Origin of the sequence: Leptospira haakeii (assembly GCF_002812045.1) — a bacterium.
Lineage (GTDB): Bacteria > Spirochaetota > Leptospiria > Leptospirales > Leptospiraceae > Leptospira_B > Leptospira_B haakeii.
In genome coordinates this window covers 1-23,367 of sequence record NZ_NPEG01000007.1, presented here as the reverse complement: position 1 = coordinate 23,367, position 23,367 = coordinate 1, and the positions used below count along the sequence as shown (strand labels likewise).

The window sequence follows — 23,367 nt, the reverse complement described above, 5'->3', positions numbered from 1 at the left end:
TTTGATTTATCTCAAGATTTAGATTCGTGTTTGGAAAGAGTGACTAATGCTCCGGCCTTACTCAGAATTTTTTGAAAAGGTAAAAAATAGATCCTAAAAAGATTTTCGAAGTTGGAATCCTCTTCTTCCTCTAAACCGAAAATTGTATGTTCTGCTTCTCCTTCCTTCGGAATATAAAGACTTCCGAAAAGAATATCCCAAAATGCGAAAGATACTCCTATATTTTTATTTTGAAGATTAATATCTGTACTATGATGGATTTGATGTTGAGCGGGACTTAAAAATATTTTGCTCAACCATTTAGGAAATCGAAGACCTATATGAGAATGTCTTAAATTGGCATATAGATTGAATACGAAAATTCCGGTATTCACTCCTAAGAAAGACAACATATTGATACCATTCGGAAATAGGAAAACTGCTAACCCGGTCACGATCCCAGAACAAAAAGCTCCTAATGAATTTACTAGGATTGCTTCCACAGGATGAACTCTATACACTGTGAGAGGATTTAATACTTTCGCAGAGTGATGTAGTTTATGGAATTCCCAGAGAAATGTTTTATGAAGAAGCCAGTGGGCGAAAAATCTTCCGAAATCGTTTGCAAGCCAAAATAGGATAGAATAAATCAAAATGAAAAAAGTTCCGGAAGAGTAAGTATGATTCATCTCTCCGAATATTTTGAATAGAAATCCGCTTACGACTGAGGATACGCCTGCGCCTGATATAACGAAGTAGCTAAAGAAGAGCGCAAATAGGAACGTATTTATTAAATAATATTTATAATCCAATACGGCAGATTTATGCAGCCATATCTTCTTCGATAAATTTTCACGAAGATAATCCTTTGATCTAAATCCTTTTTCCTTCCAGCTTCTCCATAGGATCAACAGTAGAGTGATTAGGATTGAGCTTAAAATATAGAACCAATATATCTTTACGGAAGGCAGAAATACGATCCGTATCGGACTAAGAAGAGAACGAAAAATCTCCATGAAATACGAATGCATAGAACTCAATTTGAATTCTCTTTATTGGGAATAATGCAGTCAAATCGAAATTTCGGGGCTTAAGTCTGAGAAATCTCAAGAACTGGTGAATGCTCTGGGACTTATTAGAATTTTAGAATATTTAACAGCAAAGATCAAAAATGCGGTTATCCAGAATATGCCTGAAAATAGGTAAGCTTCTCTGTATTTATTCATTAAAGGAAAAAACACCCTGGCGACAACTGCTAAGTTAATCAAAATATATCCAAGGATTATCAATCTTGAGGCTCTAATCGGTCTACCTGTGTGACCAAGTGAGACTCTAGTGATCATACCGTATACGAAAACTCCAATTCCTCCCACAGTGAAGACATGAAAAGCGGAAGAAGTCGGAAAAAACCCTAAATGAGAAAGTCCATATACTAAAAATCCGGAGCATAACCAGAAATAACCTGAATGTAAGATCCAGAGAATAGGTACCTTTTTTGATTTCCAAGGTTCCCAGAAAAGCCAGCGAGAGTAGTTTAACATTCCGAAAGCGAGACAAAATAATCCTGCAAATGGAATGATCTGAGGAAACCAGAAAGCACAAGTTTCTATCGCTAAAAATATAAATCCTCCATATCTAATCAAACTCTCTAATTTTAGGAATCTTTTCGGATTTGAACCCGGGATAGCAGCCGAGGTGAAGAAGGGCATAATCCTTCCGCCTATCAGTATCACAAATTGAAGTATTACAAAAAGAGAAAGATGAATGAAATGTAAACTCCATACTTCCGGTAAAATATTCAAAAATGAAAATGCGGTCAATATATGAAGTAAGAATAATAGAAAGTAAGTAACCACAACGACTCGGTTATGTTCCTGACCTTTTGCGAATAAAGGAGGAGCGAGATAGAAAAGGACCAGTAGATCACAATACAGATCTGCAGTAAGTGCGAAATAGGAAAGATACTGATTGGATAAAAATCCGAATCTACCAAAAAACCAGAGTCCGAATAGAAGTGCTAGATATCCTTCTTTGGCCAGAACTCTTTTTGTCCAATTTTGGCCTGCTGTAAAAAGGAATCCTATAATTGCTCCTCTTCCAAAACCGAAAACCATCTCATACGAATGGATTTGAATTCCTCCGGTTAGAAATGGAGAAGGTATAATGGAAAATAGGATCAAGATCCAAACGAGTACAGCAAATACAGCGTGAAACGAATTAAATAAAAAAAACGGGCGAAATGCAACCGACCAGATTGCAGAACGAAAATCCAGAACTGATTTCATCCCTTCTATTATAAGATGGGGCTCTTCCTTTGTCTTTGATATGAATCAAAAACGGACCTTCTAACTTTTTTCCTTGATCTTCCTCATTTCGCAAGGAGAATCGTTTTCCTTGTTTCTTTAAAGTAAGAAAGACGAGTTATAATTCTAGATGGATTTTACAAGCAGAGGGATTTTGTATCTATGGAATGGTCGTGTGATGTTTGCCACAAATTCCATGCAGACGGACTTTCATTCCCATTATGCGGCTACCTTGGCCATTTCTTTAAAAGATAATATCCATATCGAAACTGAAAAAGGAAGAGAAGAATATCGTGTCGCCTTGGTCGGACCTAATACATATCATAAGACTGTTTCGCCGGGAGTGGAGATGGTTGCACTATTGATCGATCCGGAAACCTATGAATATTCATCCATCTCAGAGTTTGCTAGAGTAGGAGAAGTGAAGAAGTTGGAAATTTCTCCTTTTTTACCTTTAATAGAAAGACTATGGGAATTATATTACGGAAAATTAAATGATGAAGAAGCCTGGGAATTACATTTAGATATTCTGCGCTCAGTGTTTCCTTTCCAAAAATTGGAAAAGGTAATGGATGAAAGGATTGTTCAGATCGCAAATATGATCCGTAAGGAAATGCCTGATAGTATCAGAATGAAAGAGATAGGTAAAAATTTTTCCGTCTCGGAGGATCGGCTTATCCGTCTTTTTAAAGAAAATATGGGAATTCCGATGCGTAGATATCTATTATGGGTTCGGATTATAGAAGCGGCAAAACTTTTGAAAGAAGGAAAAAGTTTGACGGAAGCTGCACATTCCGCGGGATTTTCCGACTCAGCTCATTTCACCCGAACCTTCAAAGAAAATTTCGGATTTGTGCCTTCTCTATTTTTTGGACACTTAAAAGCGATCGAAGTTCGATTTTGTGAATCAGGAGATCTGATCTAATTTAAATTTCACCCTATACCGGAATCGTTCAAGCAGGATCTTCTTCTCTCTGTTACTCTTCCTTCATACGAGCTTAGGGAAACTATATGCCAATAGAAAGACGAAGAGGATTATTATCCAAACTTTCCTCAAAAATTTCCAGATACACTTCCAAATCCATCCATACTCCTACACAAGAAGAAAAGGAAGGATTTCTAAAGGCGCAAAGGTTAGCATACAAATGTGTTACCGAAACGGAAAAGGAAATGCAAGAAGGTTGGACCGAGAAACAAGCAGTCAAACGAATGGAAACATTCTTAAAAGACCATGGAGTTAAAGTATTCCTACATCGTCCTTTTGCTTGGTTCGGGGAGCACGCAAGATTTGACGGTTACAAAAGATTCACTCAATTCCATCCAAGCAAAAGAAGATTACAAGCCAACGAATCTTTCATCTTGGATGTTTCTCCTGTTGTGGACGGATATATAGGTGACATTGGATATTCTTCTTCTTTGGATAAAAATCCCGAGTTGGATAATGGAATGAGATATCTATTAAAACTTAGGGCAGAACTTCCCAAATTATTTTCCTCTTCCATGAGTTCTTCCGAGATCTGGCATAAGATTGACCAAGATTCCAAACAGAATGGGTTCGATAATGTTCACTCTTTGTATCCATTTGCAGTTCTTGGTCATAGAGTTTATAAAGTTCATTTGCCTAATATTTCTTTTCCTGTATTGCCGATTAGTTTCGCAAGTTGGTTCAGTTTGCAAGGATCTTTAGAGTTCTTAAGTCATAAGGTTCTTCCTGAACTTCTCACTCCGGATCATGAAGGGGAAAAAACAGGTCTATGGGCGATAGAGCCTCATTTAGGAAGAGGGAAAACCGGTTTTAAATTCGAAGAGATCTTAGTTGTGGAAAAAGACAAGGCTTATTGGCTGGATGAAGAAGTTCCTCATGTTCAGAAATACGGAAAATTATTGGAAGCAGTATGAAACTAAATCATATAATTATAATATTATGTAATCTTGCCATTGCGGGTGCATGTAATCCTTCCGGGATTAAGATAGGGGAGCCTTATAAATTGGGAGATGTACCTTCTTCCATTTCAGAAGTTCAGGATAAACAAGATCCGTTCATAGGCGGATTAAAAGTGGAGATGACCGATTTACCTGGGCATGATGATCTAATTTTCGATCGTTCGAAAGGATTGGGATATGCTTCCGGAATGGATGGCTGGATCTGGAAACTTAATTTTAAAACCGGAAAAGCAGAACAATGGCTGAAACCGCCGGTCAACCCAGCCGGAATGCAATATTCAGATGAGAAAAAGAATAAAATTTTAGTATGTGCCTCCAGGCTAGGGGGAGAGACCTACGAAGAAATAAATAGAGTAGGGCTATACGAAGTAGATACTGAAAATAAGAATATAGATCCGATTATTTTAGATCTTCCTAAATTAAAAAAAGAAGAATTTGAAAAAGTATATTCTTTTTCGGAAATGCCTACTGTTTCCCTGAAAGATCTAAATTCTTCTAATTCAAGACCTTTTTCTTTATGCAACGATCTTGCGATATCCGAGGACGGAAATCGTATCTATATCACGGAACCTTTCGAAAGAGTGGATGCAGCTATGGGAAGTGGGGCTGTTCCTGAGGCAATCGGGCTTTATCCTCATGGAAAACTTTGGATGTTGGATAGAAGTAAAAATACGATCTCACTCGTGTTAAATGGATTCACTTTTGTGGATGGGATACTTCTAGAAAAAAGCGCCGGTGGAAAGGAAGAGTCCGTAGTATTTACGGAAACAACGAAGTTTAGGATTATCCGAGCTTTTTTATCGGGAAAAGATCAAGGGAGTTCGGTAATATTATTCGAAAATCTTCCAGGTCTTGCGGATGGACTCGAGAGAGACGAAAGCGGAAGGATCTGGGCCGGGATTATTAAAAGAAGATCGGGGCTTGTGAATTTTGTGCACAAAAATCCTTGGCTTAAGAGAGTGATCCTATCATTGCCTCAGAAAATTTTGCCTATATCCCATAATACAGGAATACTTGTAATCGATCCGAGTGGCAAAAAACCTCTCTATTATTCAATGCATGATGGCACTAAAATTAAGGACATTTCCGTTTCTGTTCCATTCGAAGATAGAGTGTATTTCCCTTCCTTCGATAAAACTTCAAGAGGGCTTTATTCTCTGCCTATATCTTCTTTGAAAATTAAGGAATTTTAATGAACTTCTACTGCGAGTAAAGTAACATCATCCTGGAATCCTCTCGGGCCTACAAAAATTTGTAGCTCCGAGATCAGATCTTCCGCTACTTCTTGGATGCCTGTATTTCTACTCAAAATGGATAAGACCCGGTTCTCTCCGAATTCCTTTTTTTCCTGATCGAACTCTTCGAAAATACCATCCGAAAAGAAGAAGATCCGATTTCCGGAAAGAAGAGGTACGGTCACATTTTTATAAGTAGCCTCTTTTTTCAGGCCTATGATCGGCCCTCTGGAATACAAATAGTCCGCGCCTTCTTGTTTTTGTTTTAGAACCTGAGGAGGATGCCCCGCTGAAGAATAATATAATACATTATTATTCAGATCTATATCAGCCAAAACTGCGGAGAATATGATATTAATACTTTTATATTTTTGGCAACAGGCTGCATTTAATAATTCTAATATACGGGACGGTTGGTCCTTAATAAACTTAATACTTTCAAATTCCGCTTTAATAGTCATTGTAAGTAGAGCCGCTTGCACTCCGTGACCTGTCGCATCTACCAAAAACAATCTGAAATACCCAGGTTCCAGTTCAAAAATATCGTAATAATCTCCTCCTATCTCGGACATGGGAAGGTAATAAGGATGGATGGATACATTCTTTCCGTTTAAATTGAGAGTAGGTAATGTTTTCTGCTGTAACTTTTTGGCAAGAGAAAGATCTCCCTTTAAAAGTTTCAAAGATTCGTTTAGGTTTTCCGTTCTTTCTACTACGATTTGTTCTAGATTTACATTCAGTTTTTTGAGTTCTTCTCCTAGATCTTCCGCAAGCACGAATCCTTTGGAGAACCGTGAGGCAAGTAATACACATTGGGAAAGAACCAATGCTAAAACCCCGTATGGAACCATGTAGAAAGAATCTATAAACTTATTCAGATATAAGACATCGTTCGCTACTGTGATCAAATTTACAACTAGGCTGAAAAAGCAGATTCTGGCTCCTTCTACTTTTTTGAAGGACATAAATGCCAATCTAAAAAATAGATAGGTCAAAATTCCTAACATCATTATTTCTAAAGAATTAATGAAGAAGGACATTGTGAATAATTTTGTCGGAAAGAATGCGGCTGAGAAAACTAAAAGTAAACTTAAGTAAAATATAATATTAAATACTTTGTCCTTTCTGAATTGTTCCTTGAATATGGATTGGACATACAAAATTGTCCCTGGCAAAAGTAAGAATAAGAATAATATTTCGCCCCTTACGGAAAACTCGTAATTTTTGAAAATGGGAAATACATTATAAAAGATCCTTTCTCCATAAAAAGAAACTCTAAGCGCGATACACAGGCAGAGTACAGCAAAGAATAGAGCGGAAGGGTCCCTTCTTCTCATTAAATAAAACGTAAAATGATATAATGACATCACGAACAAGGTTCCGAACGTGATTGAATCCAACATTGTCGCTCTTAAAGAAAGTTGTTGGATATCGGCTGTGTTTCCTAACTGGATTGGATTCCAGATCCCAGAGCCATTTGAATATTTATAATTCGAAACATGAATTAGTATCTCTAACTCCGGTTTGTCGGAGATAAAACTAAAAACACCCGGTTTATAACCTGGAGAATATTCTGATTCTTCTTTTCCTACATTTCCGCCTTTGGAGATCTCTTTTCCATTTATGAATAAAGTATAAGAGGAACTGATAGAAGAGATCTTAAGGCTCAATTGGGTATTCGATTCCGGCAATAATACTTTTACCCTATAACTTGCGAAACCATAACTCGGATATTTATGAGTGACGTTACGTCCTTTATCCCATTTTGCCGGGACTTTTATGTAAGAGATTGATGAGGATTGTTCTTTAGGATTTGTATCTGGAAGAAGCCTATCCCAATAAAATTCCCATTCTCCTTCCAGGCTGATATTTCCATCCGTTTGGAAATTCCATTGCCTAAGATCCAAGATACCTTGTATGACTTTTGGGCTTTCTTTTCCAGGCTGGCAGCCTAAAAAAAAGAAGAATAGTATAGATCCTAAGAGCCACTGCGATATTCTATTCTTGCTCAAAATTCGGATCTTCCTGCTGTGAAATTTCAATAGGCTTATGTTCTATATAGATTTCTGATAGCTAAAAATATTTAGATCGGATTTTTTTTAGGGAGAGAAACGCAGGTTAAACGTCTCGTTTTTTCGTCGAATGCCTGATGCGGTCCAGTATTTTAATCATAGAAGATAGGGAAGAAGAATATATATGGATCCGAACTCTATTGGGGGGGATCGAGTCCTTTACCCCTAACTGTACACGAGCCTTGGATTTTCAAGAAGCCTTGGAAAAGACTAAGACTGAATTTTTTGACGTTATATTATTCCAATACAATTCCCAAAGTAGTTTAGATATTCTGAAGAAGGCCCAGATCCTTCCCCCATTGATCGTGATCTCTGAAAATCTGGAAAATAGAGAAGTACTCAAAAATTCCAAGATCAATTTCTCTGATATATTGTTCAAAGAGAATGTGAACGTTGATCTTTTGGACCGTTCTATAAGACTCGTACTACAAGCTAAGACAACCGAAGAAAACATAAATCTTCTTAAGATAGGGATCGAGAGATCCAAAGATATTTTTCTGATCACGGAAGCGTCTCCTATAGATGAACCAGGACCGAAGATCGTATATGTCAACGGGGCTTTTGAACGGCTAACGGGTTATAAACGGGAAGAAGTATTGGGAAAAACTCCTAGGATCCTGCAAGGACCTAAAACGGACAGAGCAGTACTGGATCGGATCCGAAAAGCAATCTCAGAAGCTAAACCTTGTTTCGAAGAGATAATTAATTACGATAAAGATGGAAAAGAATATTGGATCGAGATGGATATCTTTCCTATCGTGAATGAACAAGGTATCGTCACTCATTTGATGGGGATAGAAAGGGATATCACGGAGAGACGAAATTCGGAAGAGAGGATCAGGCATTCCCAAAAGATGGAAGCTGTAGGGCAGCTTGCAGGTGGAATGGCTCATGACTTTAATAATTTATTAAATGTAATATTAGCAAATCTGGATCTTCTTGAAATGAAGTTGAAAGACTCCGAAGATCTGATGAAAAGGGTGAGATCTGCGCAGGACGCTATACAGAGAGGGGTCGAGATCAATAAAAGACTTCTTGCCTTTTCTAGAAAGCAGGCCTTGAATCCGGAACCATGCGACGTAAACCGGGTATTAAAGGATTTCCTTCCTATTCTAGACAGGATCAAAACTGAAAAAATAGAAATAGAATACGAGATTGCTGATGAGAAGACGGTTTGCGACATAGAAAAGACCGGATTAGAGAATGCAATACTCAATCTAGCGTTAAATGCACGGGATGCTATGCCCGAAGGTGGTAAAATATTTATTTCTACCGGATTTGTTCGTAATGGAGATACAAAAGGTCCCAAAATTTCCGGTTTGGAAGCAAAGGATTATTTTTTGGTCACTGTCACTGATACAGGGACAGGCATGGATGATATCACTAAGGCCCGTATTTTTGATCCTTTTTTTTCGACCAAGGGAGGAGGAAAAGGAACCGGTTTGGGATTGACCATGGTTTATGGTTTTGTAAAACAATCGAACGGTTTTTTAAAAGTTATCACTGCGCCGGAATATGGTTCCAGTTTTCTAATATTCTTGCCTTTGCATGAGCAGGCAAAGGACGAACAACTTATCGCGACCAAAAAGAAAACTTTGGTCATGGAAGAAAATCGAGAAACTGCTGAATTGGCTTGTGTATACTTAAAAGAACTGGGTTACGAACCTCATGTGAGTTCGGATATGAAACGATTGGCAAAATTTTTCTCAGGTGATCCGGAAATCTCTTTCGTATTGTTGGACCTCCAACTAGCGGATTCTAAAGGGATAGATCTGAAAAAAGAACTGGAAAGATTTGGTTCCGGAAAAATAATCGCTACTTCTTCGAGCCGAGGAGAAAGTTTAGAACTTCCTAATACTATTCCTCTGGTTCGAAAACCTTATACCAAAACCTCATTGAAAGAAGCGGTTCGCAATATCGGAGAAATTCTTCCATGACGGATTCAAGAAATTCTAAAAAACTTCTGATCCTGGACGACGAAGAAGAGATCGCAAAGATCTTGGGAGAGATCGCAGTAGATTGCGGTTTCGAAGTTTCATTATCTCATACGGCCCCTGATTTTTTAGATAAGGTAGATCCAAGTTTTGATTGTGTGATCTTGGATCTGATGATCCCAGGAATGGACGGGGTGGACGTGATCCGCTTCTTGTCCGAAAAAGATGTTCATCCTGACGTGATCCTGATCTCTGGTGCGGATAGAAGAACACTTCATAGCGCAGAGACATTGGCAGGGGAATACGGTCTGCATATCGCTGCAGTTATGGAAAAACCAATCCGAGTTTCCGATATCCGAAATACATTATCTGCAATTGCTGAAAAAGAATCTGATATTTCTTCTCGCACTAAAGCCGGTGGAAAAGGAAAATCAGGGCCAACATTCGAGAAGGAAGAAGTTTTAGACGCAGTCCGTTCCGATCAGTTCGTATTATTCTATCAACCCAAGTTTGACCTAAAAACAGGAAGGGTAGAAGGTTTCGAGGCTCTGGTAAGATGGAACCATCCTAAATTGGGGTTAGTGTTCCCGGATTCATTTTTACCTTTGATGGAAAAAGAAACTACCATCTTGAATTTAATGACGGAGAAAATTATAGATCTCGCGTTAGATGAAACAAGGATATGGCATACAAACGGACGAAAATTACGTGTAGCGGTTAACGTTTCTCCAGTGACTTTGACTGAGTTGGACTTTCCGGAGAGGATCCTTGCTAAAATTAAGAATAAAGGGATCCCACAAAGCCAATTCCAAATGGAGATCACGGAAACTGGCTTTTTAGAGAACATTCGTTTTACTCAGGATATTTTAACTAGACTTAGGATCAGAGGGATCGGCCTGTCTATCGATGATTTCGGCACAGGTTATTCTTCTCTAAAACAATTGCATAGATTTCCATTCACTGAACTGAAAATAGACAAATCCTTCGTTATGGATTCCCCAAGGGATAGGGAATCCTTGTTTATTTGTCAGGCTTCCGTTGATTTAGGGCATAAGTTAGGAATGAATGTTGTCGCAGAAGGAATAGAGACTGTAGAAGTGGAAAGATTGATGAAAGAAGCCGGTTGTGATGTGGGGCAGGGTTATTATTATTCTAAACCTGTTCATCCGGAAAAAATCCCAGAAATTCTTTCCAAATTCGGTTAACAATAGTACCCTTGGCAGAATGTCCTCGGGAAAGAGTAACAAACCATCGGAGCAAGCGGTTCCGGATCAAAATCCCGAAACAAATCTACAAACAAGCTCGGTATTGGATCATATACCTGACGCATTTATCCTCGCAGACCGCGAATGGAACCTAACGTATGTAAATGAAAAAGCTGAAGAAATCATACGTAGGCCGAAAGAAAGTCTGATCGGCAAAAATCTACTGAGAGATTTTCCGAGACTGTTTGGGACGGAGTTCGAGGCTCAATACAAAAAAGCAAAAGAGACAGGAGTTTCTTCCGTATTCGAAACATTCTTCGGACCATTCAATTCATGGATAGAAGTTAGGATTTATCCGAATCCTGAGGGATTTTTAGTTTATTATCTGGATATTACTCAGAGAAAAAAGAAAGAGATCTCGTGGGCAATCGGAGAAAGTTTGCTTTGGGACATCTCGACTTCTGACACTCTAAGTTCCGCATTTGGGAAAGTACTTAAAACCTTAATTAAGAATACTGCATGGACTTACGGACAGATCTGGAGATCCAAAGACAATACAGTATATATAAATGAAGAAGACCCGTATGTTTATGACTCCGATCTTCAACTTCTGTTCCGCAAAGAATCCATAAACAAATTTTTCAGTACGAAAGAAGGCATATTAAAGAAGGTCAGTGAATCCGGAGAATTATATTTTATACCGGATCTAGTAACAGACAAGGAATTAAAAAGAAAGGATGCGGCCATAGCAGCGGGTTTTCGTTCTTGGATCGGGATCCCTATACTTTCTCATGGAAGATTTTATGAAATAGAACTTCTTTCCGAAAGAGTTTTGAATCCGGAAGAAGCATACCTAGATTTACTTGGAGTTGTTTCAAAAAGATTCGCTGAGATAGTAAGTAGAAGGGTTGCAGATGAAGAAAGAAAGACACTGATAGCCTTTTCTTCCGAGATTATACTCACCATAGGTTTAGACTGTACAATCAGGGAAACAAATCCTGCCTTCCAAAAGATTTTAGGTTACGAGAGGAAATACGTAAAAAACAAAAGTTTGTTGGAATTCATACATCCGGACGATGTAGAGCGCACAAAGGCTAAGATAGCTTCAGGTGTTAGAGAAGGATTCGAAAATCGTTATATAACAAAATACGGGCAAGTCCGGTTTATCTATTGGCATATATCTCATTCTCATGAATCGGGAACTGTGTTTTGTTTTGGCAGGGATATTACAGAAGACAGATTGACCATTCAGAAATTGGAATCTTTTGCAGATCAATTGAATGTAAATCGTGAACAGTTATATAATGCACAAAAGCTTGCAAAGATGGGAAGTTGGACAATGGAGTTCGACGGAACAATAAGTTGGTCACCGGGCTTGTTCGAAATATTCGGTTTGGAACCGAGTGATTCTCCTCCTGGTTTCGAGGATTTTATCCAATTTATTCCTCAGGATGATCGAGGCCGTATCATCCAAAATTATGAAAAATTTCTTTCGCAAGGTATCTTTGAAGAAACTGAACTTCGTATCGTTTCGAAAGATGGAACAGAGAAATTTCTTTCTGTCAAAGGAGAAGGTTTACTAAACCGAAAAGGAGAATTCATAGGTGGAACCGGAACCATGCAGGATATTACCGAAGAGAAGGAATGGAATGCTTATCTTCGACAATTCCAGAAGATGGAAGCGGTCGGCCAACTTGCGGGAGGAATGGCTCACGATTTTAATAATCTTCTGAATATTATTTTAGCAAATTTGGATCTTTTAGAATTAAACCTTAGGGAAGCGCCTGAACTATTAAAAAGGGTGTTCTCTGCCCAAGACGCAGTTAGAAGGGGTGTCGAGCTCAACAGAAGAATATTAGCATTTTCGCGTAAACAGGCATTAAATCCTGAACAAGCAGACGTAAGTAATGTGATCTCTGATTTTGCAGACATACTCACTAGGATTAGAAACGATATAATCAGTATCGAATTCTGCCTAGAAGATTTTCCTATGATTTGTTCTTTCGAGAAGAATGGTTTGGAAAATGCACTTCTAAATCTTTGTTTGAATTCAAGAGATGCAATGCCTCATGGAGGAAAAATTTTAGTAAGTACAGGATTTTCTCCCGCAGGAAAAGAACATAGATCTATGATCCCAGGATTTGTGGAGATGGAAGACGCGTGTATTATTTCGGTCCGAGACGAAGGTTCCGGAATGGATGCTAAAGTATTAGAAAGATTATTTGAACCATTCTTTACCACCAAACAATCTGGAAAGGGAACCGGGCTTGGAATGCCGATGGTTTACGGATTTGTAAAGCAGTCCAACGGAATGGTTCATGTACATAGCGAGGTTGGAAAAGGTACCTGTATTGAAATTTTTCTACCCCTAAGTAAAAATCCAGAGATCAATGATGAAAATAGAAACGAAAAGATCTTGGTATTGGAGAGAAATTTAAAAGGACAAACCTACTTAACTGCTTTATTAAAAAGATTAGGATTTGAAATATTTCCAGCTTATGACTTACAAGAGGCAAAAACCATTTTGGAAAATTATCCTGAAATGTATGCTATCTTTGCAGAAGAGGAAATTTTATCCGAAAATCCAGCTTGGGAGAAGTTTAAAAATAAGGATCGAATCATTATAGTCTCTGAATGGAATTCCGAAACCGACTTTGATCCTTCTTTGAAAGTTTTAAAAAGACCTTATAATTGGACTAAGTTGAAAAAAATGTTAACTTAAAGAAAATATAAAGTATTTTTACGCCTGCTTTCAGACTTCCAACCAAATTACCACTGATCTTAGACTTTCCACCCTTTCTTCTATTATAATGTACCGGGACTTCTTTGATTTTAAATTTTTTCCGGATCGCTTTGATTTGCATTTCAAGATTCCATCCCCAAGTAGGATCTTGCAGATCCAAATCCAATAGGGATTGCCATTTTAGGACGCGAAACGGGCCTAGATCGGTGAATTTTACCCCATAGAATATTCGGATCAAAAAGCAAGAAAGCCAGTTCCCGAATTTCTGTAAGAAAGATAATGAGCCTGGTTCTGCATTTCCTAAAGTTCGAGAACCTATTACAAAATTCGTATTTGGATCTTGGGAGAATGGAGAAAATAGATCTTTTAAATTGTTTAGATCGTCTGAACCATCTGCATCCATGAATATAATAAATTCAGGAGTAATTTTTCTTTCCTGAAGATAATTGATCCCCGCTAAACATGCAGCCCCATAACCTCTTTTTGGTTCTTGGACCAAGATCACTCCTGCATCGATTGCAATTTGAGGAGTTAAGTCCTGGGAGCCATTGTCTAAAATCAAAATTTGTCCAGGCAGGATCCCAAATCCAAAAAGAGAATCCAAAACCTTGGGTAAGGATTCTTCTTCGTTTAGGGCAGGGATCAGAAATTTAGAATTTGCCCAAGGAGGTTTCAAAAGTTTTATTCTCCTCTTTTATTTTTAGAGATCCTGAAAAGTTCCTCAGGAGAATAGATTCTACTTTTTCCGGAATTTAGATCTATATCTTCTTTATGGATTAAGCTTGAGAAAGGGTAAAAATTTTCTATCTCTGAGATCTTTTTACGAAGATCCGGACCTACATTTTCACTATTTTTTCTCATATGTTCCGCATTCGATTCTTTCAATCGAGTATGATAAATTTCGAATACAATCTTAGACTGGCCTTCGATCCCTGTAAACAGATCCTTCCAAACTTTTGTTTCTCCGGGAAGGATACGTGTATCTGCAACGAGCCTTGCCTTAGGATACCATTCCCATTCTTGTCCGAATTTGATCTCTTTTGTGGAGATGGATTTACCTTTAGAGTCCAATACCGAAATTTTCAGAAGTATAAATCTTTCAGGATCGCCCGTTGGAATATTATGGGCTGCTTTTTCATTCGCAAGAGAAACTGAATATTCTAGATCAGTTCCTTTTTTATTCCATTGGAGCGGTTTTATCTTTAACCCTGTTTTATAACCTCCAGGGATTTGTTTCTCATAAAGTTCGAATTTTTTCGGAACTCCTCCTCCAATGAAGGAATGTTTATGAGAAGTTCTGATCGGAGTGTTTAGTTCCGATTTGACAAACTTACGCTGCAATTCTCCCATATGACAGGAACCGCAGGCGATCTTCCCGTGCGAATTCCCCTTTTGTTCCAGCTCAATCCCTGTTTTGAAAGCGCATACCAATTGATCGTCCAAAACATAATTTGCATTATGACAGTCTAGACATCGATTCCTCAATTTACCAGGATCAATCTTAATTGGATGAGGAGGTCGAGTATTTCCATTTGCGCCCAATACGTAGGAGTTCCCTTGTTCATCCAAACGAACATGGCATACTGCGCATGTAACTCCTTCCGCTTTCATTTTAGGATCAAAGTTAGGATTCGGTTCTTCTACAGGAGTCCTATAATCCCCGTTATTTAGATAATTAACCAGAGTTTCCCGTTGGTTTGCAACTGGAGTATGGCAGTTTAAACAAAGCCAACGTGGAGAAGAGGATTTAGAAAGTTCGGATTGGAACTGAAGATCAGAAAGAGCGTTTGCATGAGTAGATGTTTTCCATTCCGCATAAATTTCTACGTGGCATTTCCCGCAATTTTCTGCTCGAACTTCTCCCACTCCTGCAAGAGGCGGAAGATGAGGCAAAGGTTTGGACCAGGGAGCCTGAGAAAACACCTCGTCTACCGGAATCGGTTTATCTTTAGGTTTTGTAAAAATACAATAGAATAAACTAGCGGCTATGGATAAAGATAGAACCGCTAATATTGAACTTCTTCTTTTGTTTAGGAACATTATAAAAATATTATCTAGTTACTAAAGGATGGTTTTGATCCCCTTTAGATGACCATTCCCACATAGACCCTGCATAATTTTTTGCATTATAACCCAAAGAGACAAGAACGGAGGTCATCCAACCTGATCTGACCCCTCCAGTACAATAGGAGATCACGGTCTTATCTTTGGAAATCCCTAATTCGTATAATTTAGAAACAATTTTGGATTCACTTAATAAATATCCGTCTTTATCCAAGAATTGTTTATAATAGATCCACTTAGCTCCAGGAAGATGGCCCCCTCTGGATTCCCCGTAAGGAGTTTGGCCTAAAAACTCTCTTTCTTCTCTGGTATCTATGAATGCGAACTTTTTATCCGAAAGTTCGGATTGGATCAATTTTGAATCTGCAGACCAATTTTTATTTTCAGAAACGGAAACATTTATTTTAGAAAAGATTTCAGGACGATTTGGGACCGGAGAATTAGAAGCCTTCAGCAAAGCATTAATGCCTCCATCTACGATAAATGCTTTAGAGAAACCTAATGTTCTAAGAGACCATACAATCCTTCCTTCTTCTCCCCATCCTCCTGTAGGATCTCCGAATACCAATACGATCTTATTGGCATCCAATCCTTTTTTTCGTAAGAGTTCCTTCGCTTCGGAAGTATGGACTAAATTTCCTTGGTTAGGAAATTCTTTTTGAGAGATTTCCTGCCAACCTAAAGGAACTGACTTAGAGAATGTAGATACTTTGATCCCATCTCTCGCATCCACAAACACTGCACCTTGCCCGTGCAAATATAATGCTTCGGGTGCGCTGATAAACCATCCTCTGACTCCAGAAAGTTTTTCGGAGGCGAAAAGAGAGGAGGAAATTAGGAAAACTAAGGCGAAAGAGATTATGAGTTTCATTTGGGCTAACTTGATGAACGGCTTAAAATTCGTCAATAAGTAATACAAAAAATCCTATATAACAGAATATTTTTAATATTACAGACAAATGTCCTGTATTTTTAATGGTATTTAACAGTGAAAAGGGAAATGTACCTTGGGATTTGAAAGGAATAAAGAAAGAAGTAGCCAGATTCTAAACCGCGGAAACCTGATTTGGATCCTGGCTTCTTTTGTTTATCTATGTATTTTTCTCTTTTGGGAAATGAAGAACCAAGGAAGAAGTTTAACCGGAAGTATATACATTTTTGGTTTTTGCGGATTAAGTATTGTTTATGGATTTTTATTTCTTTCTAAAACATTTGAAACTCCCGGAAGATTAAGTTTTGCTTTAGGACTTCTTATTCGTATTGTTTTGATCTTTTCGACTCCGATTTTCGAGGACGATTGGGCACGTTATCTTTGGGATGGATGGATTAGTTTCGAAAAAGGAAGCCCTTATGGGATCACTCCGGAATCATTTTTTGGAGAACTGGATCCAACTAGAACTGAAATACTTTCCAGGATCAATCATCCAGATTGGCCCACAATTTATGGACCGGTATTAGAAATCTATTTTTATCTCGTTCATATTCTATTTCCTTGGAAGCTCTGGGCACTGAAACTTTTTCTTTTGGTTCCTGACATTCTTCTATTCTTCTTGATCAGAACTAAATATGGGACTCGAGCATCTTCTTTATATTTTTGGAATCCAATTCTGATCAAAGAGATCTTTTTAAATTCTCATCCTGATATTATAGGGATCTTTCTTCTATTTTATTCTTTTTATTTAGCGGAGAAGAGCAGGTTTCGTTTAGGCTTTTTTATTTGGGGGCTGAGTATTGCTGTAAAAGGATTCGGAGTATTCCTCTTTCCTTTTATATTCAAGTTGTATTGGGATAAAATTCGGAATTGGAAAAGAATAGGGATAGATATAACTTTTTCCATTTTAGGAATAATCTTAGCATATTTCCCTTTTCTGTTATTTTCCAAGGAAACAGATTTCACCGCTTTAAGCAGGTTTATAGGGAGTTTTACATTCTTTCCCTTGGGTTATAATATCCTTCATGACCTATTCGGAGAATTCTCTCGGACTTTCTGGGCACTTCCTGCGATTTTAAGTATATTATTCTTTTTGAATAAAAGATATTCTTCGGATTTGGAAGAGGAGGAGAGGATAGGGATTACATTCTTCTTATTCTTTTATTTTTCTCCGGTGGTAAATGCTTGGTATCTTCTTTGGATGTTCCCATTTTTACTTAAGGAATCCAAAGTTTTTTGGCCTTCTTGGGTGTTTTTATTCTTAGGGCAGCTTTCTTACCTGAACTACGCGAATCTGGGAGATTGGAAATCCGTATTAGAAAAAGGTTATTATGCGCATCCGAATTGGCTTTTAATTTTGATCGGCTTACTCTTTCTTCCCATCCTTCTTGTCTGGTATAGGGTCCGGTTTCCTTCTAAAATCAGCAATTCCCTCGAAAAACCATCTCTTTTGGGCTAAATCAGATTTTTTTCTCCTTTGAAAGAATTTTGGTTGTTATTTTGAACAGTATTTCCAATAAGTTGGATAAATTATTATTATAACTGTTCGGAATAAACAAAATTCCGGTTCAGTTGAGGAGAACCGAGTATGCCAACGATCGATCCGATTGAAAGAGGTCTGATCCAATCTATTGGGACCTTGGTTCGTAAGAGGAGACAAGAGTTAGGTCTTTCTCTTGGAAAACTTGCTGAGTTATCTCAGGTGAGTAGAGGAATGTTAAGCCTTGTGGAATCCGGAAAGGCTGCACCTTCTATTGCACTGTTATGGAAAATTTCAAAGGCGATTCGTTTACCTTTGTCCAGCCTCATGGAATTTTCTAAGGAAGAATTTCCTAAAATTTTTAGGAAAGAAGACTCTAGTGAAAATTCTGTAGAAGAGAATCAGTACGTGATCCGTCCTCTTCTCCATGAAGAAACTAGATTTCAAACTAGACTGTTTGAGATTAGACTTCTTCCTGGAGTAGCCAAAACCTTTATTACAAAAGTACAATCTAAGCAAAGGCAAAATTTGTTCCTACAGTCGGGCGCACTTCGTTTAAAGGTAGGAGGCAAATGGTTCGATCTGCAAGAAGGGGACAGTATGACCTTCTTGGGCAAGGATTTACAAGAACTTGCAAATTTAGGAGAGAAGGATTCATATCTGATCTGGTCCTCTTCTCTTTCCGACGATTGAAATAGATCCCCGACCGGCCTAACACACTTTGGGCAAAATCCCTTTTAATAAATATGAGAAGTGGACTTGATTTAATCAAGGGCTACTTCTCTCCATTTGAATCGAATACTTTATAAAAAGGTAATTTCGATTTTCTGAATATTCTGTTTTAACGGAAAATGTCGCATCTTAAAGTTACAAAAAGTATTTTCTATAGTCATTTTGTTTCCTGTTTTTAGGAGTTTATTCCGTTTTGTTTAAAAAATTGGTCTCTTATTATAATATATTGTTCAATTAATTGGATAATATGTTCGTTATATTGAAATAATCTTGGTAAAAACGGAGCCTTGTCTCGACTTTGTGCTTAGAGTCCGCTGTGGAATAAACAAGAGGGAACCCTGACCGGACCAGCAAAGGAGAACAAAATGAAAAATACGCTCATTCATACGAGCCTCCTGGCAATTGTGCTGGGATTATTCGGGAATTGTGGAGAGGGATCTTCTGACAGTTCCGCACTCGCGTTAGCTGCAATTGGAGGAGGAACTTCCAGTGTAAAAGTAGCAAGCGCTTCCGATCTAGCGATCGAGTCTGCAGATGATTATAATGATAACCGATACGGTCTTATTTCTGCAGATACTCTCAGAAGTTGGGTAAACGATTGGGCAAACAATAAGCCTGCGGGTATTACCGGAAACTTGGTGATCTATCAAACAAGCAAAGCCGGAGCGGATGCTAATAAAAGTTTAATTCTACCGAAGACTGGAGTAAAAGTATTCTTTGCAGTAGATGGAAACAATTCCGCTCTGTATTCCTGGAAAACTTTCAGAGAGACTAGAGACAACGGACTTATCTCTATACCAGGCGGAACTTCTACTACCGGGGGTTTTGGTCTTATTAGCGGTGCGAATATCGACGCTTGGTTCCAGACTTATGGAGTGGATCCTACTAAGGACTTAATCGTATTTGCAAGCGGTAGCGGGGACAACTACGGTTCGATAGGTCACCAACATTACTCATTAAGATATTGGGGTGTGGCTCACGAGCATCTCGCTATCCTGAATGGAACGATCAAAGGGCAATTTCCTGAAGCTGAATTAGGTAATGATACAGATGAATCTGTTCCTCCTTTGAATGGAACTTTCTCTGTTAAACAACTGAAAAATGTGGATAACAGAATTTTAACTTTGAGTATCGAAGATACGATCGAAGTTGCTAAGAATAACGGACATCATAGCGTGAAGGGACTTTCTTCCACAGTTTTGATATCTGATAACAGAACTAAGAATACTACTAATACGATCGGGTCTTATACTTCTTCTGCAGGATGGCAAGAGTTTGACGGTGCGGAAAATGCTACCGGAACTACAAAAACTTCCGGAGGAGCGATCGCTTTTGAAGGTCACTTGAAAGGTGCAGTCTTTGTTCCCCATTACAACGTAGTAGAACGTGCAAATCTTGATAACACCTATGCCTATGGTGCGTCTGCCGCAGGAACTTTCAATACTTTGAAATTTAAATCCAAAGCTGATGTTCAGGATATCTGGGACACTTATGGAACTACCGGTGGGCCTAACTCAGGCGCTCCTGCATATGTAGAAGGACAAACTATTCTTCAATATTGCAGAACAAACACAAGAACTCAGACAAGCGGTATTTCCACTCAGTTGATTTTGGGACGTCCTTCCGTGTTCTTGGAAGACGGATGGAGTATCTTTGGATTATTGGCTGGAAGCTTTCCATCTGGAAACTTTAACGACGACGTAACTGCGGGAGCTTCTACTTATCCATCAGTTCCGGCTAAATTCGCTCCCGATGTTCAGGGCGCGATAGAGTCAGGTGCGAGAGGATCCGGTTTAGGCGCTCACTATAACTCAGGCGTGAAAAAATCCACTGTGGATTATTTCCAAATCAATTCTTCTGCAACTACTACCAAGAAAGCGTTCGTAGAGGACTGGAATTACAAAAACCAATAACCACAACTTACATAAAAGGGCGGGGGACCCCCGCTCTTTTCAATTCTGTAACATAAAATAAAAAGAGGGAGTTACTGCTTTATGAAAACTTTATATATCTACGCGCTGATCGGCGCATTATTCTTCTCTTCTCTGGAAGTAGTTTGGGCCTCCGGTGGATTCGGCGGCGGGGGGGTTGCTGGACAAGCACTTCGCGGAAAGGAAAGGGAAAAGTTCAATCTAGGCAAGGCAATCTATAATGCAGAGGTCGCCTTAGACGCTAAAAAAGAAGATCTAGCAAAATCCCAGAAAAACCGTTTGGAATACCTACAAGGTTCTTTGCCTAACTCCGAAAAGGGAAGGGTGAATTTGGAGGATCTGGCAGGCAAATTATCCGAAGAACAGATTTCCGCTTTGGAATTTTTCGTAAGTATCCGCTTCAACGTGAAGTTGGAGGAGAAAAAGGATTAATCAGGGAATCATCATATAATGAAATTATTATTTAAGAAGGGAGTTTTTCTTCCCCTTCTATTTTTGGCCCAACCACTTTTTATTGGGGAATTATTTTCACAGACGGTTTGGGCCCCTTACCAAAGACAATTATGGGTTCGGACTACTGCAGTAAATTCGGTTTATAATTCAGCGTATGTGGGAAAATACCATAACACGTACGATGATGATGTTCGAATCAATGTAGGTGCTCTCGCTTTTGAATATGGGATCACTGATAGACTTACCGTGGACCTACAAACTGGTTTTGGTAAATTAGGAAGGGTCCAATTGATAGATCGTTATTTTGGTACCTTAACTTCTCCTGAACAACCGGATAAGTACGGGATCATAGATTCCAGAGCAGGTTTACGTTACAAGGTCCTAGATGAATATGATTATGACTCTATTTGGGTTCCAACTGTCAGCGTTAGGATTGGTGGGATCAAAAAAGGTGATTATGACAGAAACCCGCAGGCTTTAGGAGATGGAGCAAACGGCGCTGAAGTAAATATCTACTTAGGTAAAGACTTCAATGTTTGGGGGCTTGGTGCTTTAGGTGAATGGAGTTATAGAAGAAGAGAAAAGCCGGTACCAGATGATGTCCTTTATTACGGAGCGTTATACAAACGTTTCTGGGATTCGTTTATCTTCATAGTTGGAAGTAGAGGACAGATCGGGCAGGGAGGATATGCATTTGCGGATCCAAGAGGAACCCCTCCATTAAACTTGATCCAAGTAAATCCACCTTCCATAGCACCTTTTGGAACGGATTGGTATAACTATTATCTGGAACATGAAAGGCCTGCCTGGGGAAGAAAGGAAATCTATCATAACTTAGAAGTGAGTTTAGGTTATACGGATAAGTATGGGAATTACTATAACTTCTTTTATTCTCATACGTATGCCGGGTATAACACCGCAATCTTAAGAACCTTCGGGTTCCTGATCAATTTTCCATTTAACTTATAGATCGGAGGAGAATATGTTCGGTTTAAAAATTAGAAATTTAGGAATTTGTTTATTACTAATTCCTTTTTTGGAAGCCTGCGATGCTCCGGAGTATCTCACTCCGTATCAAAAGCTTGCTCTGGTGCAGCCTGTTGAGGTATTTAATACATCCCAACTTTTGTCCGTATCGAATGACGATTATAATGGTAATACATACGGACTTATAACTGCGCCCACTTTGGAATCTTGGAGATCGAATTGGGCATCAAACCGTCCTTCTGGGATTAGCGGAAGATTGATCATCTTTCAGATCAATGGAGGAGCGCTTTCAGGTTCTTATATAAGACCTGAGGAAGGTGTAAGAGTGTATGGGATCACTGCAACTTCTACGGATTATACATTTTTTGGTCAGACCAGATTTAACGGTCTGATCGATACCGAGACCATCGTTCCGGAAGGAGCGAATATCGATGCATTCTTGAAACGTTTCGGCGTAAATCCTGCGAGTGATCTGATCGTTCTTGCACAAGATGTTCCTACAGATGGAAACTTAATGTTAACACTACGTTCTTGGTATACACTGTATTATTGGGGAGTGGAGAAAACTCACTTAGCGGTTTTAAATGGAGCTGCATCCACAAAAATCACTGCATCTCAATTAACAGGCGGTTCTATATATACAATTCCTACATCCAGCGGGGCTGGAACTCTAGGAAGTTTGTATCGAGATCATACAATTTTGCAAGCGACGCTCGCGGATGTTTTTAATGCAGTCCAAGGTATCACTAGTCCGACATTCACGAATTCTACTCCTGCTCCTTCGGGTGGAAGTTTCATTATGGATGCTAGATCTTCTACTGAATACGACGGAACTGGAAGTACTGTAGGGCCTTCTAATCTTACCTGTGCGGATACTCCTAGCTGCTATACACCTTTTGAAGGACATGTTAAGGGTGCGAAAAACCTTCCTTTCGCGAATTTTATAAACGCAAATAAGGAGTTCCTACCTAAAACGGATCTTGCGAATCTTTTGAGTTCTAACGGATATACTTCAGGACAAACGATTATCGCATATTGTAGGACAAATGTAAGATCTTCCATCACAGGATTCGCCACTCTCGCAATTCTAGGATATCCCACGAGGTTTTACGATGGCTCCTGGGTAGAATGGGGATCACTCGCATATGATACTGGCGCGACTTGGTCCAACTTGAGCGCAGTTTCTCCTTGGAGAACAGATAGAGGAACAGTTTCGGAAGCAATTACGTATAACGTAGGAAAAGGCGGAATAGACGCCTCGAATATTTCCAGTTTAGGGGGATATTTTACTCCGGACCGCAACTTTGCAAAAGGTACGAACGATATCATAGATCAGGATAAAAAATATCTTTCTGGTTCTGCATCCTCCGGAGG

18 protein-coding genes are annotated in these 23,367 nt (G+C 38.9%); 12 read left to right on the top strand and 6 right to left on the bottom strand.

Annotation, left to right across the window (positions count from 1 at the left end; translation table 11 throughout):
* Positions 1–11 precede the first annotated feature (11 nt).
* Together CH377_RS12185 and CH377_RS12180 are read right to left on the bottom strand one after the other, a co-directional pair.
* Positions 12–1,010, bottom strand: coding sequence for a sterol desaturase family protein (locus tag CH377_RS12185; protein WP_100724071.1), 999 nt, complete (start codon positions 1,008–1,010; stop codon positions 12–14).
* Positions 1,011–1,085: 75 nt separating this feature from the next.
* A complete protein-coding gene (locus CH377_RS12180; protein ID WP_100724070.1) occupies positions 1,086–2,264 on the bottom strand; it encodes an NnrS family protein in 1,179 nt (392 codons plus the stop codon).
* Positions 2,265–2,412: 148 nt separating this feature from the next.
* Here CH377_RS12180 and CH377_RS12175 point away from each other — a divergent pair, with 148 nt between their 5' ends.
* The 3 genes from CH377_RS12175 to CH377_RS12165 all read left to right on the top strand — a co-directional run bounded on the left by CH377_RS12175 (position 2,413) and on the right by CH377_RS12165 (position 5,419).
* The gene (locus CH377_RS12175) at positions 2,413–3,207 is read left to right on the top strand and encodes a helix-turn-helix transcriptional regulator (protein WP_243402040.1); all 795 of its coding nucleotides are present in this window, start codon (positions 2,413–2,415) and stop codon (positions 3,205–3,207) included.
* An 86-nt stretch (positions 3,208–3,293) separates the two neighbouring features.
* Positions 3,294–4,181 carry a M24 family metallopeptidase gene (locus tag CH377_RS12170; RefSeq protein WP_100724068.1) on the top strand — a complete coding sequence of 296 codons (888 nt, stop codon included), beginning with the start codon at positions 3,294–3,296 and terminating at the stop codon, positions 4,179–4,181.
* Positions 4,178–5,419, top strand: coding sequence for an SMP-30/gluconolactonase/LRE family protein (locus tag CH377_RS12165; RefSeq protein ID WP_100724067.1), 1,242 nt, complete (start codon positions 4,178–4,180; stop codon positions 5,417–5,419). Before CH377_RS12170 ends, CH377_RS12165 begins: the two co-directional genes overlap by 4 nt.
* Here the strand turns inward: CH377_RS12165 and CH377_RS12160 are convergent.
* Complete coding sequence (locus tag CH377_RS12160) at positions 5,416–7,473, bottom strand: PP2C family protein-serine/threonine phosphatase (RefSeq protein WP_100724066.1); 2,058 nt, start codon at positions 7,471–7,473, stop codon at positions 5,416–5,418. The genes CH377_RS12165 and CH377_RS12160 overlap by 4 nt on opposite strands.
* A gap of 137 nt (positions 7,474–7,610) precedes the next feature.
* Between CH377_RS12160 and CH377_RS12155 the strand changes: the two genes are divergently transcribed.
* Genes CH377_RS12155 through CH377_RS12145 form a run of 3 tightly spaced genes read left to right on the top strand, consistent with a single transcriptional unit; the run spans position 7,611 to position 13,394 of the window.
* Positions 7,611–9,470 carry a PAS domain S-box protein gene (locus CH377_RS12155; protein ID WP_100724065.1) on the top strand — a complete coding sequence of 620 codons (1,860 nt, stop codon included), beginning with the start codon at positions 7,611–7,613 and terminating at the stop codon, positions 9,468–9,470.
* Entirely contained in the window at positions 9,467–10,672 is a 1,206-nt protein-coding gene (locus tag CH377_RS12150) for an EAL domain-containing response regulator (protein WP_100724064.1), read from the top strand. Before CH377_RS12155 ends, CH377_RS12150 begins: the two co-directional genes overlap by 4 nt.
* Before the next feature lie 19 nt (positions 10,673–10,691).
* Positions 10,692–13,394 (top strand): PAS domain S-box protein, encoded by a 2,703-nt coding sequence (locus CH377_RS12145; protein ID WP_100724063.1) that lies wholly within the window; start codon positions 10,692–10,694, stop codon positions 13,392–13,394.
* On the opposite strand, the gene CH377_RS12140 is transcribed toward CH377_RS12145, so the two are convergent.
* From CH377_RS12140 to CH377_RS12130, 3 genes are read right to left on the bottom strand one after another with little or no spacing between them, the layout of a single operon-like run.
* The gene (locus CH377_RS12140) at positions 13,369–14,091 is read right to left on the bottom strand and encodes a glycosyltransferase family 2 protein (RefSeq protein WP_100724062.1); all 723 of its coding nucleotides are present in this window, start codon (positions 14,089–14,091) and stop codon (positions 13,369–13,371) included. The genes CH377_RS12145 and CH377_RS12140 overlap by 26 nt on opposite strands.
* Before the next feature lie 5 nt (positions 14,092–14,096).
* Positions 14,097–15,455 carry a multiheme c-type cytochrome gene (locus CH377_RS12135; RefSeq protein WP_100724061.1) on the bottom strand — a complete coding sequence of 453 codons (1,359 nt, stop codon included), beginning with the start codon at positions 15,453–15,455 and terminating at the stop codon, positions 14,097–14,099.
* Positions 15,456–15,465: 10 nt separating this feature from the next.
* Positions 15,466–16,350, bottom strand: a complete 885-nt coding sequence (locus CH377_RS12130; RefSeq protein WP_100724060.1) for a sulfurtransferase — start codon at positions 16,348–16,350, stop codon at positions 15,466–15,468.
* A gap of 244 nt (positions 16,351–16,594) precedes the next feature.
* Here CH377_RS12130 and CH377_RS12125 point away from each other — a divergent pair, with 244 nt between their 5' ends.
* From CH377_RS12125 to CH377_RS12100, 6 genes are all read left to right on the top strand, one after another.
* Positions 16,595–17,869 (top strand): MptA/MptB family glycosyltransferase, encoded by a 1,275-nt coding sequence (locus CH377_RS12125; protein ID WP_243402039.1) that lies wholly within the window; start codon positions 16,595–16,597, stop codon positions 17,867–17,869.
* Positions 17,870–17,998: 129 nt separating this feature from the next.
* A complete protein-coding gene (locus tag CH377_RS12120; protein ID WP_100711761.1) occupies positions 17,999–18,583 on the top strand; it encodes a helix-turn-helix domain-containing protein in 585 nt (194 codons plus the stop codon).
* Between the two features lie 404 nt (positions 18,584–18,987).
* Positions 18,988–20,535, top strand: a complete 1,548-nt coding sequence (locus CH377_RS12115) for a sulfurtransferase (protein WP_100724058.1) — start codon at positions 18,988–18,990, stop codon at positions 20,533–20,535.
* Between the two features lie 81 nt (positions 20,536–20,616).
* Positions 20,617–20,985: a hypothetical protein gene (locus tag CH377_RS12110; protein ID WP_100724057.1), complete on the top strand. Its 369-nt coding sequence runs from the start codon at positions 20,617–20,619 to the stop codon at positions 20,983–20,985.
* Positions 20,986–21,003: 18 nt separating this feature from the next.
* Complete coding sequence (locus tag CH377_RS12105; protein WP_100724056.1) at positions 21,004–21,975, top strand: hypothetical protein; 972 nt, start codon at positions 21,004–21,006, stop codon at positions 21,973–21,975.
* A gap of 13 nt (positions 21,976–21,988) precedes the next feature.
* The coding region (locus CH377_RS12100) for a sulfurtransferase (RefSeq protein ID WP_100724055.1) at positions 21,989–23,367 on the top strand (1,379 nt) is incomplete at its 3' end.

What these genes read in the sequence shown, in the direction of transcription:
- CH377_RS12185 (WP_100724071.1), bottom strand. Translation starts at nt 1,010, where the DNA reads ATGCATTCGTATTTCATGGAGATTTTTCGTTCTCTTCTTAGTCCGATA.
- CH377_RS12105 (WP_100724056.1), top strand. Translation starts at nt 21,004, where the DNA reads ATGAAATTATTATTTAAGAAGGGAGTTTTTCTTCCCCTTCTATTTTTG.
- CH377_RS12170 (WP_100724068.1), top strand. Translation starts at nt 3,294, where the DNA reads ATGCCAATAGAAAGACGAAGAGGATTATTATCCAAACTTTCCTCAAAA.
- CH377_RS12175 (WP_243402040.1), top strand. Translation starts at nt 2,413, where the DNA reads ATGGATTTTACAAGCAGAGGGATTTTGTATCTATGGAATGGTCGTGTG.
- CH377_RS12110 (WP_100724057.1), top strand. Translation starts at nt 20,617, where the DNA reads ATGAAAACTTTATATATCTACGCGCTGATCGGCGCATTATTCTTCTCT.
- CH377_RS12135 (WP_100724061.1), bottom strand. Translation starts at nt 15,455, where the DNA reads ATGTTCCTAAACAAAAGAAGAAGTTCAATATTAGCGGTTCTATCTTTA.
- CH377_RS12180 (WP_100724070.1), bottom strand. Translation starts at nt 2,264, where the DNA reads ATGAAATCAGTTCTGGATTTTCGTTCTGCAATCTGGTCGGTTGCATTT.
- CH377_RS12125 (WP_243402039.1), top strand. Translation starts at nt 16,595, where the DNA reads ATGAAGAACCAAGGAAGAAGTTTAACCGGAAGTATATACATTTTTGGT.
- CH377_RS12155 (WP_100724065.1), top strand. Translation starts at nt 7,611, where the DNA reads ATGCGGTCCAGTATTTTAATCATAGAAGATAGGGAAGAAGAATATATA.
- CH377_RS12130 (WP_100724060.1), bottom strand. Translation starts at nt 16,350, where the DNA reads ATGAAACTCATAATCTCTTTCGCCTTAGTTTTCCTAATTTCCTCCTCT.
- CH377_RS12145 (WP_100724063.1), top strand. Translation starts at nt 10,692, where the DNA reads ATGTCCTCGGGAAAGAGTAACAAACCATCGGAGCAAGCGGTTCCGGAT.
- CH377_RS12115 (WP_100724058.1), top strand. Translation starts at nt 18,988, where the DNA reads ATGAAAAATACGCTCATTCATACGAGCCTCCTGGCAATTGTGCTGGGA.
- CH377_RS12165 (WP_100724067.1), top strand. Translation starts at nt 4,178, where the DNA reads ATGAAACTAAATCATATAATTATAATATTATGTAATCTTGCCATTGCG.
- CH377_RS12150 (WP_100724064.1), top strand. Translation starts at nt 9,467, where the DNA reads ATGACGGATTCAAGAAATTCTAAAAAACTTCTGATCCTGGACGACGAA.
- CH377_RS12120 (WP_100711761.1), top strand. Translation starts at nt 17,999, where the DNA reads ATGCCAACGATCGATCCGATTGAAAGAGGTCTGATCCAATCTATTGGG.